This is a genomic window from Pseudomonas sp. PS01298 (assembly GCF_029959745.1).
GTDB classification, from domain to species: Bacteria; Pseudomonadota; Gammaproteobacteria; order Pseudomonadales; family Pseudomonadaceae; genus Aquipseudomonas; species Aquipseudomonas aylmerensis.
Genome location: NZ_JASCPP010000127.1, coordinates 1 through 16,536 on the forward strand (window position 1 = coordinate 1; position 16,536 = coordinate 16,536).

The 16,536-nt window shown below is 64.4% G+C and carries 18 protein-coding genes; 10 read left to right on the forward strand and 8 right to left on the reverse strand.

Annotation, left to right across the window (positions count from 1 at the left end):
* Positions 1 to 116: 116 nt before the first annotated feature.
* Entirely contained in the window at positions 117 to 437 is a 321-nt protein-coding gene (locus QMX97_RS28025) for a DUF2834 domain-containing protein (RefSeq protein ID WP_282397972.1), read from the reverse strand.
* An 84-nt stretch (positions 438 to 521) separates the two neighbouring features.
* Between QMX97_RS28025 and QMX97_RS28030 the strand changes: the two genes are divergently transcribed.
* Both QMX97_RS28030 and QMX97_RS28035 read left to right on the forward strand, forming a co-directional pair.
* Positions 522 to 1,310, forward strand: a complete 789-nt coding sequence (locus tag QMX97_RS28030) for a helix-turn-helix transcriptional regulator (RefSeq protein WP_262135732.1) — start codon at positions 522 to 524, stop codon at positions 1,308 to 1,310.
* A gap of 54 nt (positions 1,311 to 1,364) precedes the next feature.
* Entirely contained in the window at positions 1,365 to 3,074 is a 1,710-nt protein-coding gene (locus QMX97_RS28035; RefSeq protein ID WP_262135787.1) for an amidase, read from the forward strand.
* A gap of 111 nt (positions 3,075 to 3,185) precedes the next feature.
* Here QMX97_RS28035 and QMX97_RS28040 read toward each other — a convergent pair whose 3' ends face one another.
* The 3 genes from QMX97_RS28040 to QMX97_RS28050 are packed head-to-tail and all read right to left on the reverse strand — an operon-like array spanning position 3,186 to position 4,610.
* A complete protein-coding gene (locus QMX97_RS28040; protein WP_282397981.1) occupies positions 3,186 to 3,920 on the reverse strand; it encodes a CPBP family intramembrane glutamic endopeptidase in 735 nt (244 codons plus the stop codon).
* Positions 3,921 to 3,924: 4 nt separating this feature from the next.
* Positions 3,925 to 4,395 (reverse strand): RidA family protein, encoded by a 471-nt coding sequence (locus QMX97_RS28045; protein WP_282397973.1) that lies wholly within the window; start codon positions 4,393 to 4,395, stop codon positions 3,925 to 3,927.
* Positions 4,392 to 4,610 carry a DUF6434 domain-containing protein gene (locus tag QMX97_RS28050; RefSeq protein WP_282397974.1) on the reverse strand — a complete coding sequence of 73 codons (219 nt, stop codon included), beginning with the start codon at positions 4,608 to 4,610 and terminating at the stop codon, positions 4,392 to 4,394. Before QMX97_RS28050 ends, QMX97_RS28045 begins: the two co-directional genes overlap by 4 nt.
* 249 nt (positions 4,611 to 4,859) lie before the next feature.
* Between QMX97_RS28050 and QMX97_RS28055 the strand changes: the two genes are divergently transcribed.
* Both QMX97_RS28055 and QMX97_RS28060 read left to right on the forward strand, forming a co-directional pair.
* Positions 4,860 to 5,291 carry a nuclear transport factor 2 family protein gene (locus tag QMX97_RS28055; protein WP_065907991.1) on the forward strand — a complete coding sequence of 144 codons (432 nt, stop codon included), beginning with the start codon at positions 4,860 to 4,862 and terminating at the stop codon, positions 5,289 to 5,291.
* Between the two features lie 80 nt (positions 5,292 to 5,371).
* Entirely contained in the window at positions 5,372 to 6,013 is a 642-nt protein-coding gene (locus tag QMX97_RS28060) for a LysE family translocator (protein ID WP_282397975.1), read from the forward strand.
* Here the strand turns inward: QMX97_RS28060 and QMX97_RS28065 are convergent.
* Positions 6,010 to 7,338, reverse strand: a complete 1,329-nt coding sequence (locus QMX97_RS28065; protein WP_282397982.1) for a PLP-dependent aminotransferase family protein — start codon at positions 7,336 to 7,338, stop codon at positions 6,010 to 6,012. The genes QMX97_RS28060 and QMX97_RS28065 overlap by 4 nt on opposite strands.
* Positions 7,339 to 7,428: 90 nt before the next feature.
* Here QMX97_RS28065 and QMX97_RS28070 point away from each other — a divergent pair, with 90 nt between their 5' ends.
* Positions 7,429 to 8,319, forward strand: a complete 891-nt coding sequence (locus tag QMX97_RS28070) for a DMT family transporter (protein WP_282397976.1) — start codon at positions 7,429 to 7,431, stop codon at positions 8,317 to 8,319.
* Here the strand turns inward: QMX97_RS28070 and QMX97_RS28075 are convergent.
* Positions 8,316 to 8,870 (reverse strand): YceI family protein, encoded by a 555-nt coding sequence (locus QMX97_RS28075; RefSeq protein WP_282397977.1) that lies wholly within the window; start codon positions 8,868 to 8,870, stop codon positions 8,316 to 8,318. The two genes, QMX97_RS28070 and QMX97_RS28075, sit on opposite strands and share 4 nt — an antisense overlap.
* 121 nt (positions 8,871 to 8,991) lie before the next feature.
* Between QMX97_RS28075 and QMX97_RS28080 the strand changes: the two genes are divergently transcribed.
* Together QMX97_RS28080 and yghX are read left to right on the forward strand one after the other, a co-directional pair.
* The gene (locus QMX97_RS28080) at positions 8,992 to 9,486 is read left to right on the forward strand and encodes a hotdog domain-containing protein (protein ID WP_065907984.1); all 495 of its coding nucleotides are present in this window, start codon (positions 8,992 to 8,994) and stop codon (positions 9,484 to 9,486) included.
* Between the two features lie 44 nt (positions 9,487 to 9,530).
* Positions 9,531 to 10,418, forward strand: a complete 888-nt coding sequence (gene yghX / locus QMX97_RS28085; RefSeq protein WP_262135741.1) for a YghX family hydrolase — start codon at positions 9,531 to 9,533, stop codon at positions 10,416 to 10,418.
* A gap of 71 nt (positions 10,419 to 10,489) precedes the next feature.
* On the opposite strand, the gene QMX97_RS28090 is transcribed toward yghX, so the two are convergent.
* Entirely contained in the window at positions 10,490 to 11,674 is a 1,185-nt protein-coding gene (locus QMX97_RS28090; protein WP_282397978.1) for a DUF2252 domain-containing protein, read from the reverse strand.
* Positions 11,675 to 11,917: 243 nt separating this feature from the next.
* On the opposite strand from QMX97_RS28090, the gene QMX97_RS28095 reads away from it, so the two are divergent.
* From QMX97_RS28095 to QMX97_RS28105, 3 genes are all read left to right on the forward strand, one after another.
* Positions 11,918 to 13,189, forward strand: coding sequence for an aminotransferase class III-fold pyridoxal phosphate-dependent enzyme (locus QMX97_RS28095; RefSeq protein ID WP_282397979.1), 1,272 nt, complete (start codon positions 11,918 to 11,920; stop codon positions 13,187 to 13,189).
* A complete protein-coding gene (locus tag QMX97_RS28100) occupies positions 13,186 to 14,688 on the forward strand; it encodes an amino acid permease (protein WP_065907977.1) in 1,503 nt (500 codons plus the stop codon). The genes QMX97_RS28095 and QMX97_RS28100 overlap by 4 nt, the downstream gene beginning before the upstream one ends.
* A gap of 69 nt (positions 14,689 to 14,757) precedes the next feature.
* Positions 14,758 to 15,333 (forward strand): DUF1349 domain-containing protein, encoded by a 576-nt coding sequence (locus QMX97_RS28105; protein ID WP_106803653.1) that lies wholly within the window; start codon positions 14,758 to 14,760, stop codon positions 15,331 to 15,333.
* On the opposite strand, the gene QMX97_RS28110 is transcribed toward QMX97_RS28105, so the two are convergent.
* The gene (locus QMX97_RS28110) at positions 15,334 to 16,227 is read right to left on the reverse strand and encodes a LysR family transcriptional regulator (protein WP_282397980.1); all 894 of its coding nucleotides are present in this window, start codon (positions 16,225 to 16,227) and stop codon (positions 15,334 to 15,336) included.
* Positions 16,228 to 16,536 lie beyond the last annotated feature (309 nt).

Genomic DNA, 16,536 nt, shown 5'->3' on the forward strand with positions numbered 1-16,536 from the left:
CCGCGCAGCAGCCCCAAAACCTGACACCTCGGACTGTCTGAAGAAACGAGGTGGCGATGACTGGGGCGGCTGCGCAGCCCAACGCGGGGCAAGCCCGCTCGCCACGGGGAGTTGCGTCAGACCGGGGGCTGTCCGCGTCGCGAACACTGGTTGACGACGATATACAGCAGCGGCCCCACCGACACGAACACCGCCGTCAGCAAAAAATACGGCAACACCGACGCCAGCGACCGCCCTCGCCCGCGGGCATCGTGGTACATCCACACACAGGCGAGTACTGCCATCAGGTACAGGTCAATCACCACCTGTGCGGTGTCCGGACGCGAGATCAATTCCAATCCAAACGCCATGAGCGACTGCTCGGCCATGAGCATCGTAGCCAGGGTATACAGCGAAAACCCGAGCAAGGCGGCCAGGGCGATAGAGGGTCTGAGCATGGTTTCTTCCTTGTAGTGATCGAGCCGTCACCCTAGTGATAAGGTGGGCGCCCTCGCAATGACCTCGGAGGTCATGAACACGCCATGGACACGCCTGTTACCGCCGGCGCCTACCTGCGCCAACTGCGTCGGCACGCCAAGCTGAGCCAGCTCGACCTGGCGCTGATCACCGGTGTTTCCCAGCGCCACCTCAGCTGCCTCGAAACCGGCCGCGCCAAGCCGAGCCCCGGCACCCTGCATAACCTGCTGACCGCGCTGGAAGTGCCGCTGGACGAATGCAACCGCGTATTCCTCGCCGCCGGCTTCGCGCCGCGCTACACCGCCACGCCACTCGCGGCGCCCGGCATGGCGGCGATTCGCGAGGCGGTCAGCCATGTGCTGCACGCCAACAACCCGGCCCCGGCGATCCTGCTGGGCAGCGAATGGCAGGTGCTGGCCGCCAACGCCAGCACCGCGGTGCTGTTCGAGTTGGTGGGCATCCCGCCGCAGGCCAGCGACGGCTTGAACCTGCTGGCCACCCTGCTGGAACCGTGCGGCCTCGGCGATCACCTGATCAATGCCGACGAAATCCGCACCCTGGCCTGGCAGCGCGCCAGCCGGGAGGCGCTGGGTAATCCGACGCTGGCGGCGTTGCTGGCCTCTCTGCCGGCGCCGGCCAGCACCGAGCGGTCCGAGGCGCTGCCGCCGTTGGTGCTCACCCGCGTGCGCTCGACCCGTGGCGAACTGAACTTCCTGTCGACCTTCACGACCTTCGGCATGCCCCAGGACATCACCCTCGCCTCGCTGCGCATCGAACATCTGATTCCCGCTGACGACGCCACCTGGCAGGTCATGCGCGGCGCCCATGCGGATTATGCGGCGCTGGTTTTGTGAAATATCTGTACGTAGACTGCCGCCATACCCCCACTTGAAGGCGGCGAAAAAAATCTGATGCAAGTTACCGAAGTCTCCATTGCCCAATTGCGCGCGGCGCTTGAAACCGGCCAGACCACGGCCGTTGAACTGGTCCAGGCGTACCTGGCGCGGATCGATGCCTATGACGGTGCGCAGACCGCTACCGCACTCAACGCCGTGGTGGTGCGCAACCCTCAGGCCCTGAAAGAGGCCGAGGCGTCCGATGCGCGCCGGGCCAAGGGCGAAACCTTGGGGCCATTGGACGGCATTCCCTACACCGCCAAGGACAGTTACCTGGTCAAGGGGCTGACGGCTGCGTCGGGCAGCCCGGCCTTTGCCAAGCTGGTCGCCCAGCGTGACGCCTTTACCATCGAGCGCCTGCGCGCCGGTGGCGCCATTTGCCTGGGCAAGACCAATATGCCGCCGATGGCCAATGGCGGCATGCAACGCGGTGTGTATGGCCGCGCAGAAAGCCCGTACAACGCCGACTACCTGACCGCGCCATTCGCCTCCGGCTCGTCCAACGGTGCCGGCACCGCGACCGCCGCGAGCTTCGCGGCCTTCGGCCTGGCGGAAGAGACCTGGTCGAGCGGACGTGGCCCGGCGTCCAACAATGGCCTGTGCGCCTACACGCCGTCGCGGGGGGTGATTTCGGTGCGCGGCAACTGGCCGCTGACGCCCACCATGGACGTGGTCGTGCCCTACGCGCGCACCATGGCCGACCTGCTGGAAGTGCTTGATGTGGTGGTGGCCGACGATCCGGACACGCGCGGCGACCTGTGGCGCCTGCAGCCCTGGGTGCCGATTCCGAGCGCCACTTCGGTGCGCCCGGCGTCTTACGCGCAACTGGCGGTGACGGCCGAATCCCTCGTGGGTAAACGCTTCGGCGTGCCGCGCATGTACATCAACGCCGACCCGGACGCCGGCACCAGCGAAAAACCCGGCATCGGCGGGCCGACCGGGCAAAAGATCAACACCCGCGCCAGCGTGATCGACCTGTGGCAGGCCGCGCGCCAGGCCCTCGAAGCTGCTGGCGCGGAAGTCATCGAGGTGGATTTCCCGCTGGTGTCCAACTGCGAAGGCGACCGCCCCGGCGCGCCGACCGTGTTTACCCGTGGCCTGGTGTCCAAGGAATTCCTGCACGATGAACTGTGGGAGCTTTCCGCGTGGGCCTTCGATGATTTCCTGCGCGCCAACAACGACCCGGCGCTGAACCGCCTGGCGGATGTCGACGGCCCGCAGATCTTCCCGCACGACCCCGGCACCCTGCCCAACCGTGAAGATGACCTGGCCGCCGGCATGGACGAATACGTGCGCATGGCCGAGCGTGGCATCACCCCCTGGAACGAAATCAGCACCGTCCCCGATGGCCTGCGCGGTCTTGAGCAGACCCGCCGGATCGACCTGGAAGACTGGATGGACACGCTGGGGCTCGACGCGGTGCTGTTCCCCACCGTGGCCGATGTCGGCCCGGCGGACGCCGACGTCAACGAAGCCAGCGCCGACATCGCCTGGAGCAACGGCGTGTGGGTGGCCAACGGCAACCTTGCGATTCGCCACCTCGGCGTGCCCACCGTCACCGTGCCGATGGGCGTGATGGCGGATATCGGCATGCCGGTCGGGCTGACGTTCGCCGGGCGCGCGTACGATGACTCGGCGTTGCTGCGCTTTGCAGCGGCCTATGAAGCGACGGGCAGCAAACGCCAGATTCCACCGCGCACCCCGCCATTGCCCTGCGCGTAAGCCGGTGGGAACGGAAAACGCTGGCTCGCCTGCGATGCCGGCCTGTACCCCACTGACTCGCCAGCAATACCGGTCCTGTAGGAGCTGGCAAGCCAGCTCCTACAGGCGGTGCTACACCATCGGCACGGCAATCAGCAGGATCGCCGTGCCGTGGGTCAACGTCGCGGCCAGCACGCCGTAACGCATGCGCACCAGTGCACAGGCCAGCCCCTCGATCAGGGTAAACAGCAACACTGGCCAGCCCAACTGGGTGACGCTCAAGGCCAGAAAGGCATGGCAGGCGGCAAACGCCACGCCGCTGAGCAAGGCCGCGCGCAACGGCGTGACCTGTTGTTCCAGGTAGCCCTGCAAGAACCCGCGAAACAACACTTCCTCAAGCGCATTGGCGCCATACGCCAGCACCAGCATGCCCGGCAGCCACGCCCAATAGCCGGGGATCGCCTGCACCTCAATCCCTTGATAGAGCCGCAACGGTACCCCGATCAGGCCGCCGACACCCAGCCCGACCACAAGCCCGATTGCACGCGGCCCCTTGACCCACACCACCCACCGCCATAGCTCGGGGGCGACATAGGCCAGCCCCCCGATCAGCACCAGCGACAGCCCACCCAAGGCGGCCAGCACCACCGCATTGTCGGTGAAGGCGATGCTTACCGCATCGCTCAATGCCCACAGGCCCAAGGGCGTCATGGCATCGCGCATCAGCACAAATGCCGCCAGCAGGATCAGGATGCGCATCGCCGCAAGCGATCTGGGCGTCAGCGCGAACCACAGGCCAAACAGCAACAGCCCCGGCGCCAGGTAGGCACCGTAATTGACCAGAACCGCGATGCCCTGGGTGATCATCGGTTCAGTCGTGGGCAACGGCGATCATGTCGATCTCCACCGCTGCCGACTTCGGCAACTGCATCACACCGACCGACGTGCGCGTATGCACCCCGGCGCTGCCCAGAATCTCGTGCAGCAAGTCGGAGGCGCCATTGGCGACTTCACTCTGCTGATCAAAGTCCTCGGCGCTGCGCACATACACGGTGATGCGAGGGATGGCCTTGACCCGGTCCAGTGAACCCACGGCTTGCTTGAGCAACCCCAGGCAACGCAAGGCGCTGATGCCGGCGGCGATTTGCGCCTGGGCCAGGGTGATGCTGTCGCCAACCTTGCCCGGCAGCACGATGGTGTCGCCTACACGTGGAATCTGGCCACTGATGTACAAGTGATTGCCGTCACGGACCAGCGGCGTGTAGTTGCCGCCCACCTTGAATTCGTCCAACTGATAGCCGAGGCGTTGCTGGGCTGCCTGGTATTTCTCATCGGGGGTCATGCGCGTGCTTCCTCGTGGCGACGTCGCCATTCATCCACGACATCGCCCAGGGTCTTGGGCACGTCGTTGCGAATCCAGGCCATAAAAGGCCGGTCGAACTTGAACCCCGGACCACAGTGTTCAAGCATGAAACGGCGAACGTTCTGGGTGTTTTTATAGTGGCGGGTGACGGGTGTGGCACGCGTGATGGGATCGCCGTGCCAATCAAAATCCATGTTGTCGTCTCCGGGCAATCAGGGTGTCCGGGCGTAGCATAGCGATGTGCTACCTGCACAGGAAGAGTCGGTAAGGATTAGCCTTGTGTTGAGACGTCGTATAAGTCGCCAAGGTTTTTAAAGCGTCTTCAAGGCTAATCTTTTCAAGATATTTCAAAATTTCACTTTCCTTCAGCGCAGGAAATATTGCATGGTTGTACGACGACTTAACCGGTCGTGCCAGCCCCCAACAACAATAAGGAAACACCCATGCAAAACGTCAAAGTGCTGATCGGTTTTCTGTGCCTGTTCAGCGGTTATGTCGCCGCCGCGCCGGCCGCCGCCGAAAAGGATGTGGCCCAAGCGGTCGACCAACTGACCCAGGCCATGCTGCATCTGGACCTCAAGCAACTGCACGCGCTGACCGCCGATAAACTCACCTACGGCCACTCCAGCGGCAAGGTGCAGAACAAGGACCAATTCATCGCCGACCTGGAAACCCACACCAGCGCGTTCAAGACCCTGGAAATGCAAAACCAGACCATCACCCTCAACGGCGACACCGCGCTGGTGCGCAACCACTTCCACGCGCTGGCGGTGAACAGCGGCGTCGAAGTACCGACCGATATCGACAACTTCCAGGTCTGGCAGAAACAAAAAGGCAAGTGGCTGCTGATCGGGCGCCAGGCTTACAAATATTGATCGCCCGTGACTGAGGAACCCTCTGCGCGAAGGTGAGGATCGGGTTAGCATCAGCACTCCGATACTCACCGAGCCTGAATATGGACACTCACTCGATCCTGGCCTTTACCCTCGTTGCCGCCATCGCCATTGCCAGCCCAGGCCCGGCCATCCTGATGGCCCTGAACAACAGCCTGGCCTATGGCGCGCGCTCCACGTTGTGGTCAACCGCAGGCAATGCCAGCGGGCTGTTCTGCATGTCGGCGGCAGCGATGCTGGGATTGGGTGCGTTGATCATCAGCTCCGAGTGGGTCTTCAATGCCGTGAAGGTGCTCGGCGCCGGCTACCTGTTCTACCTGGGCGCCAGCAGCCTGCTGAAAAAAACCGGCACACTCACGCCCGGCTCGCAGGGCCCCGCCCGCGTCAATCCACCAAGTCGCTGGAAGCTTTACAAGCTGGCGTTCCTGACCGCAGTGACCAACCCCAAGGCCGTGCTGTTTTTCACCGCACTGTTTCCACAGTTCCTCGACCAGCACGCCCCGCTGGTGCCGCAGTTCCTGGTGTTGACCCTGATTTTCATCCTGCTCTCGGCGTTGTCGTTGAGCCTGTATGCCCTGCTGGCTTCGCAGGCCAAGGGCTGGCTGGCGCGCCCGGTGTTTTCCAGGTGGGTCAACCGTGTGGTGGGGGCAACGTTTATCGGTTTCGGCGCCGCGCTGCTGAGCCTGCGACGCCAGACGCTCTAGTACGGCCCGACAACCCGGCGCACGGTCAGCAAGGCTTCGCGCAGTACAGGCATGTCCACCGACCCCAAGGCCAGGCGCAGTGCGTGCGGCACATGGGCTGAGACAGCAAACGGCTCGGCCGTCGACACGCTGACCCCCTCGCGCTGCAGGGTCATGGCGACCTGGTCGGCGCGAACCTCCTCCGCCAGGGGCAACCATAGAAAGTACGACGAGGGATGGCTGATGGTCGCCAGCCCCTTTAGCACCTGCGCGGCCAGGGCTTGCCGGGCGCGGGCGTCCTGGCGTTTCTGCGCTTCGAGTTGCGCCACCGTGCCGTCCTCGATCCATGCCACGGCGATGGCACTCATCACGCCGGGCACGTTCCAGGTGGTGGCCATGATGGTGCGCTCCAGCACCTTGACCCACGCCGGCGGCGCGGCAATAAAACCCACGCGCAAACCGGTGGCGATGCTCTTGGAGAGCCCACCGACATACACCGTACGCTCGGGTGCCAATGTCGCCAGCGGTGGTGGCGGGTTTTCGACCAGAAAAGCGTAGGCCGCATCCTCGATGAGCATCAGATTGTGCTGACGGGCAATGCTCACCAACTGCTCGCGCTGCGACATTTCCATCACCCAGCCCAGCGGGTTATGCAGGGTGGGCATGCAGTACACGGCCCGCACCGGGCGCTGGCGACACAACGTTTGCAGGGCCTGCAGGTCTGGCCCGGCGGGGGTTACCGGCACGGCAAGTATTTCCAGGTGCAGGGTCTCGGCCAGCACCTTGAAGCCCGAATACGTCAGCGCGTCGACGGCGATCACATCCCCCGGCTTGAGCAATGCCATCAGGGTCACCGCCAAGCCGTGCTGGGCGCCACTGACCACCAGCACCTGCTCGGCCTCGACCGTCAGCCCACGGTTGAGCAGGTGCCGCGCGACGGCAGCGCGTTCGTGCAGGCGGCCGGCGTGCGGCTGGTAACGCAGCAGCGCCTCAAGGTCGCCGGACAGCGCCAGCTGCCGCAAGGCGGTGCGCAGCAAATCGGCCTGGCCCGGCAGTGACGGGTAGTTGAAATTGAGGTCGAGCAGGCCGGCGGCGACGTTCATCTGCCCACTGCCCTGCCCCGGCGGCAACGCAATTTCGCGCACGAAGGTGCCGCGCCCGGTCTCGCCGCTGACCAGCCCCATCGCTTCCAACTCGGTGTACACGCGACTGGCCGTGACCAGCGCCAGGCCATGGTCGGCGGCGAGTTGCCGGTGAGTCGGCAGGCGCGTGCCGGGGGCCAGCCTGCCGCTGCGGATGTCGTCGGCAAAGGTATCGACCAGGAATTTATAACGCGCGCGCGGCATAGGTGATGTATCCATGACAATTTTTTGATTGTCCTAATACTCACCTCTAGGATGGCGCGAACGCAACCGCAGTTTTCTTGGATACCCCTCATGGAACGCACAACCCCCTTCAGCAACCTGGACACCCGTACCCAAGGCTGGATCAACGGCTTTATCGGCGTGGTGATTTTCAGCGGCTCGCTGCCGGCCACACGCCTGGCGGTGATGGAATTCGACCCGGTGTTCCTGACCCTGCTGCGCGCCACCATTGCCGCCGTGCTGGGCCTGCTGTTGCTCCGGCTGTTCAAGGAGAAACGCCCTGCGCGCCACCAATGGGTGCCCCTGGCGGTCGTCTCGCTGGGCGTGGTGATCGGCTTCCCTTTGCTCACGGCCCTGGCACTGCAATACGTGACCTCGGCGCACTCCATCGTGTTTATCGGCCTGCTGCCTTTGGCCACGGCGGTGTTCGGCGTGCTGCGCGGTGGCGAGCGACCCCGCCCGGTGTTCTGCCTGTTTTCGGTCCTCGGGAGTGTGCTGGTGATGGGCTATGCCGTGGCCCAGGGCTTGAGCGCCGCCCCGGCGGGTGACCTGCTGATGCTGCTGGCGGTGCTGGTGTGCGGCCTGGGGTATGCCGAAGGCGCCACGTTGTCGCGCAGCCTCGGCGGTTGGCAGGTGATCTGCTGGGCGCTGGTGGTGGCGCTGCCGGTGGTGGCGCCGCTGAGCCTGCTGCTGGCGCCGTCGACCTTGAGCGGGATCAGCCTGCCGGCCTGGTTGAGCCTGGGTTATGTGGCGCTGTTCAGCATGTTGATCGGCTTCGTGTTCTGGTACCGCGGGCTGGCCCAGGGTGGCATCGCCGCCGTCGGCCAGTTGCAACTGCTGCAGCCGTTCTTCGGCCTGGCGCTGGCGGCGGGACTGCTGCATGAACAGGTGAGCCTGGGCATGGTGCTGGTGACGCTGGCGGTGATCGGTTGCGTCGCAGGCGCCAAGCGCTTCGCCCGCTAGCGCTGTGGCGCGACCATCTTGAATTTGATGTCGATGCCGTCGGAGACCACGCTGTTGCCGGCCCACTCACCCTCGCCGATCTTGAAATCGCTGCGCTTGAGGATGAATTTGCCGTCGAACACGCCAATGCCGTCTTGCTCCTTGAGCACCACGTCGACCTCCACCTGGCGCGTGGTGCCCTTGATTGTCAGGTTGCCACTGATCTTGAAGCGGTTACCTCCCAGGGGCGTGACGGCGGTGGACTCATACACACCCACCGGGTAAGTCGCAGTGTCGAACCAGGATGCGCGTTGCAGCTCGTCGTTGGCGTCGGGGCTGCCGGCGTCGATGCTCGCCAACTGGATCTTCAGCAACGCATGCCCGGCCTCGGGCTTTTGCGTGTCAAAGCTCAGCGTGCCCTCGAAATCACCGAAGATGCCATACACGCTCTGCCCCAATTGCTGGTAGGTAAAGCTGATCTGGCTGGCGGTGCGGTTGACGTCCGTGTACTCCACCGCCTGGGCGCTGGCGCAAACACCGAGGAGGACAGCCAGGTAAATGAAAGGCTTCATGCAACGCTCCGCAAGAGGACAGGACACAGTACTGAGCTAACACCTCATGCCACGGATTTATTCCCATCCGGCGCGCGCCCTGCTAAATAGAGTAGTCGCCCCAGAATAATAAGGACGTTGCATGCACTCCCCTTCGCTACAGGACATCACCGCGCCGCAAGGCATCTGTTACGGCTGCGGCAGCAGCAACCCACACGGCTTGCACATCAAGAGCCGCTGGGATGCCGACGGCGTCCACGTGGTCGCCGAGCACCTGCCCGACGCCCAATACAGCGGCTGGCCCGACCTGGTCTACGGCGGCCTGATCGCGATGCTGGTGGACTGCCATTCCAACTGGACCGCCATGGCCTATCACTACCGCGCCGAACACCGCGAGCCCGGCAGCCTGCCGCGCATCGACTGCGTGACCGGCAACCTGGGGATCAAATTCATCAAGCCCACGCCGATGGGCGTGACGCTGACCTTGCGCGCCCGCGTCGAGGGCGAGGTGGGACGTAAGACCCGCGTGGTCTGCGAGGTCTACGCCGGCGACGTGCTCACGGCCATCGGCGACTCGCTGTTCGTGCGGGTCGACACCGGTCAATTGGCCGCCGCCGCCCATGGCCGCGCAGACTGAGGCTGGTCTACAGTGTCTGTCACCGCTAATCGAGGATTGCACCGATGACTCGTCTCACCGCGAAAGACTTTGCCCCCGAACTGCTGGAACTCTACGACGGCTACGCCCACGGCAAGATCAACCGCCGTGAATTCCTCGACCGCGCCGCGCTGTTCACCTTCGGCGGCCTCACCGCCTCCGCCCTGCTCGCCGCCCTGAGCCCCAACTATGCGTTGGCCGAGCAAGTGAAGTTCACCGACCCGGACATCGTCGCCGACTACATTACCTACCCCTCGCCCAAGGGCAATGGCAACGTGCGCGGCTACCTGGTGCGCCCGGCGAAAGCCGCCGGCAAGTTGCCGGCGGTGGTGGTCGTGCACGAAAACCGTGGCCTCAATCCCTATATCGAAGACGTCGCGCGGCGCTTGGCCAAAGCCGGGTTTATCGCGCTCGCGCCGGATGGCCTGACCTCGGTCGGCGGCTACCCCGGCAACGATGAAAAAGGCGTGGAATTGCAGCAGAAAGTCGATCCGACCAAGCTGATGAACGACTTCTTCGCCGCCATCGAATGGTTGATGCACCACGACAGCAGCACCGGCAAAGTCGGCATCACCGGCTTCTGCTACGGCGGCGGCGTGACCAATGCGGCCGCAGTCGCCTACCCGGAACTGGGCGCGGCAGTGTCGTTCTATGGGCGCCAGCCGGAGGCCAAGGACGTGCCGCGCATCAAGGCACCGATCATGCTGCACTACGGCGAGTTGGACACGCGGATCAACGAGGGATGGCCGGCCTATGAGCAGGCGTTGAAGGCGGCCGGCACTACGTACGAAGCCTATATCTACAAGGGCGCCAACCACGGTTTCCACAATGATTCGACGCCGCGTTATGACGAGGCGGCAGCGAACCTGGCGTGGGAACGCACACTGGGCTGGTTCAACAAATACCTGGCCTGACCACACCATGGCCGGCGATCACGGTGTGTCAGGCAGACCGCGATCGCCGGCACACCGACTCCTGCAGCAGATCAATGTTCCAGTGCGTAGCGCCGGCAATGGTTGAGATAGCCCTGCTCATGACTCCCCACCAGTTGCACCACACTGGTCCATAACCAGGACGGTGCATCCAGCTGCTTGGAGCGATTCTCCTGCAACACTGCCATCCAATCCTTGCGCGCGTCACGGTCCATCTGCCGGGCATGCGCGATGCCGACGACCCGCGCCAGGTAGCCGGCGGCATGCATCGCATCGGTCTCGCTCAACTCATCCAGCTCCAGCTTCATGTCCTGGGGCAGCAGTTCCCGGATAAAAAACCCATGGTCGAGAAACCGCGTCGCCACCATGCGTTCGCCCAGGCTCGGTGATAGCTGGCGCGCGCCCTCCACCACCCGACGCCCGTTATCCCGCGGCATCTTGGCACGTGCCGAACGCGGTGCCGCGGCGCCGACGGCTTCCTTGATATCGATCAGGCAATATTCCTGGTCGTCCTTGTCCCCCACCCCCAGCAACGCTGCGTAACGCAGCAGGCCCAGCGAACTGCAGCCCTTGACCCAATAGGCCGAGTCCAGCAATTCAACCTTGGCATCCTTGGGCCGCCCTTTGAGCGAGGTGACCAACTGGTGGATTTCATCGGAGGCGCAGACGCTTTCCAGCGCGGTTTTTTCGGCGCGCGACAACGACCAGAAATGCTTGCCGAGTGGAATCGTCGGCCGCACGTTTTCAATGCGCTCACGCGCAAGATTCTTCCAGGTGCGCGCCACTGCGCTGCGCATCCCGGCCTTGACCTGGGACGGACGCGGCGGCGCCTCGTCGGGCTTGTCCTTGAACGCCTGTTCGTAGCCGATCATCATTTCTTCGAGCATGCGCGCGGTGGTCACACCGGGCAGGTCCGAGCCCCGTGCGGCGGTGGCCAGGGACAGGGCCAGGCGCACCAGGTCATGGGCCGGGTTGCCGATCACCGCCTGGTCCAGGTCGCGGATATGCATGTCGATGCGGCCCTTGGTATCGCCGGTCGGGCCCAGGTTGCCGGCGTGGCAATCGCCGCAGATCCAGATGGCCGGCCCCTGCGGCAGGCGCCTGCCCATCTGGCTGTGCAGCCACTCGTAGAACTGCACGGTGCTGCCGCGCACATAGGCGTGGGCCGAGCGCGCCATCTTCAGGTTGCGCAGTTGGGTGAGGTGCGGCATGCGGGCGGAGGGACGCGGTATTTTCATGGAAGAACTCAGTGCAGGTGTAGCGGTAGAGCCTCGTCCTCGGGAGAATGTTTCATTATGTTTCAAAAATAAATGGCATAACGCCGCCACCATTCATAAGCCACGCCAAACAATCCCACGCCAATCGGTCTTTCTAATCGCCGTCCCCTGCGCGCTAGCATCGGTCTCACTCGATGCAGCGAGTCATAACCCTAACTGCACACATCCACAAACACTGCCGCCCTAATAAAAGAGATAACGCAGATGAATGACGTGATGAACACCGCACCCCAGGCGTCCGCCAAGATCAATCTGGTCAAGGCCCGTGGCTCGCTGGTATGGGACGACCAAGGCAAGGAATACATCGACTGCACCGCCCAGGCGTGGTCGAACAACCTGGGGGCCAATGACCCTCGCGTCGTGGAGGCGGCGATCGCGCAACTGCGCGACATGACCCACATCCGCCCCAACTTCGGCTCGCCGGCCCACACCCGGCTGGTGGCCAAGTTGCGCGAAGTCTCGCCGGCCTCCCTCAACCAGATGGGTTTCGCCCTGCATGGCAGCCTCGCCGGTGAAATGGCGATGAAGCTGGCGTTCAAGAACCGCCCCGGCGCGCAGAACCTGCTGGTGCTGCAGGACGGTTACCACGGCCGTTCCCTGGCCACGCTCGGCGCCAGCTGGCCGCACCCGAACAACCCGTTCCTGGCGATCCAGCCACGCTTCACCCGCGTGCCGCACCCCAACCCCTACCGCACCCGCCTGGGCCTGGACCCGGAAACCGAATCCCAGCTGTGCCTCGGCCTGCTCGAAGACACCATCCTCAAGGGCGTCGACGGCGGCGTGGCGGCGGTGATGATGGAGCCGATCCAGGGCAATGGCGGGCATATCGAGTTCCCGCGTTCGTACTACAAGGGCGTGCGCGAGATCTGTGATCGCCTCGGCGTGCTGTTGATTTTCGATGAAGTGCAAACCGGATTCGGGCGCATGGGCACCATGTGGGCCGCGGACTATTACGACGTGCTGCCCGACATCATTGTGTTCGGCAAAGGCGTGGGCGGTGGCTTCCCGCTGGCCGGGATCCTCGCCGATGACAAGCTCAAGTGGTTCGACGAAGGCGAGGAAGCACTGACCTTCGGCCACTTCCCGGTCTCGCTGGCCGCCGGCTACGCGGCCGTAGAGGCCATCGTCGCCGACAACCTGTGCGAGAAGGCGCGCGATTCCGGCGACTACATCACCGCGCGGCTCAAGGAGATGCAGAGCCGCCATCCGCTGATCGGCGATGTGCGCTGCCCGGGCCTGATGGCGTCCATCGAGCTGGTCAAGGATCGCACCACCAAGGAGCCGGCGTGCCGTGAATCCCAGGAGGTGTATCGCCTTGGGGTGGAACGCGGCGTATTGTTCGGCGAGAGCCGCTACGCCGGCCTGGGCAACCTGATCAAGGTCAAGCCGCCGCTGGACATCGAGCGCCCGCTGCTGGCCAAGGCCCTGGACGTGCTGGACGACGTCATCGGCATCATCGAGGAGCAACGGTCATGAGCACGATTGTCGACACCCCGGTGACCGCCCCACCGAATGCGCAGGCACCGCTGTCCGGCGACGATGCCGACCTGGCGAGCCTCGGCTACGAGCAAAAAATGCACCGCACCATGAGTGCCTTCACCTCGTTTGCGCTGGCCTTTTCCATGGTCTCGATCAACACCGGCGTGGTCACCCTGTTTGCCGACCCGTTCAACCGGGTCGGCGGTATCGGCATCCTCCTGTGGCTGCTGGTGATTCCGTTGGTGTGCTGCATCGTCATGGTCTACTGCCACCTGGCCGGACGCATTCCGCTGACCGGCTACGCCTATCAATGGTCGAGCCGCCTGGCCGGCAATCACTTCGGCTGGTTCACCGGCTGGGTGGCGTTCACCTCGTTTGTCGCCGGCACCGCCGCCACCTCGGCGGCGATCGGCACGGTGTTCGCGCCGGAGATCTGGGCCAATCCCACCCAAGGCCAGATCCAGGGCCTGAGCATCGGCGCCACGCTGGTGGTGGGCCTGCTGAACATCTGCGGGATTCGCCTCGCCACGCGGATCAATGACATCGGCGCGATCATCGAAATCATCGGCACGGTGCTGCTGGCCATTGCCTTGTTCCTGGGAGTGCTGTTCTTCTTCGAGCACACCCAGGGCGTGGCGATCCTGACCTCGGCGCAACCGGTCAGCGGTGGAGAGATCAGCTTCACCACCCTCGCCCTCGCGACCCTGCTGCCGGTATCGGTGCTGCTGGGCTGGGAAGGCGCGGCGGACCTTTCCGAAGAGACCAAGGACCCACGCCGCGCGGCGCCCCGGGCGATGATCCGTGCGGTGCTGGTGTCCAGCGTGCTGGGCTTCGTGGTGTTCGCGCTGCTGAGCATTGCCATCCCCGGCTCGGTCAGCGACCTGCTCAGCCACAGCGAAAACCCGGTGATCAACATCGTGCGCCTGCAACTGGGCAATGCAGCGGGGGTGGGCATGATCGTGATCGCGTTCGCGTCGATCCTCGCATGCCTGATCGCCAACATGGCGGTCGCCACGCGCATGACCTTCGCCCTATCGCGCGACAACATGCTGCCGGGCTCCAAGGTGCTGGCGAAGATCAACCCGCACTTCGGCACGCCGGTGGCCGCCATCGTGCTGATCACCGCCATCGCCGTGCTGCTCAACCTGGCGAGCGGCGGGTTTGTCACCGCGATCTACTCGATGGTCGGGCTGACTTACTACTGCACCTACCTGCTGACGCTGATCGCGGCGTTCCTGGCCTACCGCAGCGGGCGCATGCCCGGCGCGCCCGAGGGCGTCTTCAGCCTCGGCCGCTGGCTGTTGCCGATGATCCTGCTGGGGGGCGCCTGGGCCATCGCGGTAATCCTCACCCTCAGCGTGCCCGAAGAAAGCCACACCGGCGCCCTCACCACCGGCGTTACACTGGGCGTCGGTGTGCTGTGGTGGCTGTTCTCGCTGCGCACGCGCCTCAACAATGGCAGTGCCGGGCCGAGCAGCAAATTGCTGGACCACTAACCCGCACCAGGCCCTGCATAAAACCCCGTACGCGGGGTTTTGTGTTGTCACCCTCAAGGAGATTGATCGATGTTTGCACAGGCCACCTGGCTCAACCCGCCGCAACAATGGACGCGGCAGGCTGACCACCTGACCGTCGTCACCGATGCCCACACTGACTTCTGGCGTGAAACCCATTATGGATTTGTCCGCGACAACGGCCACTTCCTGCACGTGCAAACCGCCGGCGCATTCACCGCCCAGGTGAAAGTAGAAGGCGCCTTCGCCGAGCTTTATGACCAGGCCGGCTTGATGGTGCGGGTGGATGAAGCGCATTGGGTGAAGATCGGCGCCGAGTTGTCGGATGGCGTGACGCTGCTCAGCAGCGTGTTGACCGACGAGGTCTCGGACTGGGCCACTGGTGTCTTTCCCGGTGACCCGCAGGCATTCTGGATTCGCGCCACGGTCGCCAATGGCGTGCTGCGGGTGCAAGTGTCGGTGGACGGCGTGCACTGGCCGCTGGTGCGCCTGGCGCCCTTCCCGGTCGCCGCGTCCTACCAGGTGGGCCCGTACTGCTGCACACCGGAACGCGCAGGGCTGCAGGTGCGGTTTTCCGAATGGCAGGTGGGCGCGCCCAACGGCAAGTCGCTGCACGACCTGTCCTGACTAGCCCCGGCTGCGGGCGACTTCCAGCGCCAATTCGGCAAAGTTGCGCGCGGCCACGCTGGGATTTGGCGGCAAGGCCACCGCGACGGCGCACATCGGCATATCAGCGATCACCGGAAACGCCAGCCCCGGCCGCGCGTAGAAGCGTGCCGTGGACAGCGCGGTGATGCTGATGCCGCGCTCGGCGGCGACTGCCTGCAATTCGGTTTCCACCGTCGAGGCTTCGTGCACGATGCGCGCCGGCTGGCCATTGCGATAGGCGTCGGCGGTCCAGTAGCTGCGCCATACACCGCTGCCCGGCGCGGCAATGATCGGCTCGTCGAGCAGGTCATGAATGCTCACGCGACTCTCCCCGGCCAAGCGATGCCCGGAAGCCAGGCAGGCCACGCACGGCTCGGTGACCAGCGTGTGCAACTCGATCTCCGCCAGGCCCAGCGGCGGGCGCAACACCGCGACGTCCATGCCGTCGTCGATGCCGGCGTGGGGCGAAGCGAAATCGTATTCACGTACGACCAGTTCAATCTCGGGATAGCGCCTGGCGAACACGCTGAGGATCTGTGGCATCAGGTCCACGCCCGCACCGATCAAGAAACCGATATTCAGGGAACCGCGTACCCCGCGTGCATGTTCCTGGGCGGTGCGCACCAGGCGACTGACACCGTTGACGATGTCTCGCGCTTCCACCAGCAACGCCAAGCCCGCCGCGGTCAGTGCGACGTTGCGGGTGTTGCGCTGGAACAGCTGCACATCCAGCAGCGCCTCGAACTGGCGGATCGTCTGGGACAGCGCCGGTTGCGAGACATGCAGGCGAGTCGCGGCGCGCACAAAACTGAGCTCCTCGGCCACCACCACAAAGGCCTTGAGTTGACGGATGTCCACGCCGGAAGTTTGCATCGAGGCTCCTTGTGATAAGCCTTTGGGCCGAGGGTGAGAATCGCATGAGGCGTGACACCAAGGACAGCACAAATACTGTGGGGGGAGTTTGTCCTCTGCAGAGGTTGTCCTGTGCCAAGGGGGGTTGTCCTGGGCAGAGGGGTTGTCCTGTGCCAAGGGGGCTGGTTCTGGGCAGAAGGGTTTTCCTGTGGTGAGGGGACTTGTTCTGGGTAGAAGGGCTTGTCCTGTGGTGAGGGGGCTTGTCCCCCGTTGGGCTGCGAAGCGGCCCCAAAAAAAGCGGGAGCGCTTCGCACTCCAACGGGGGACAAG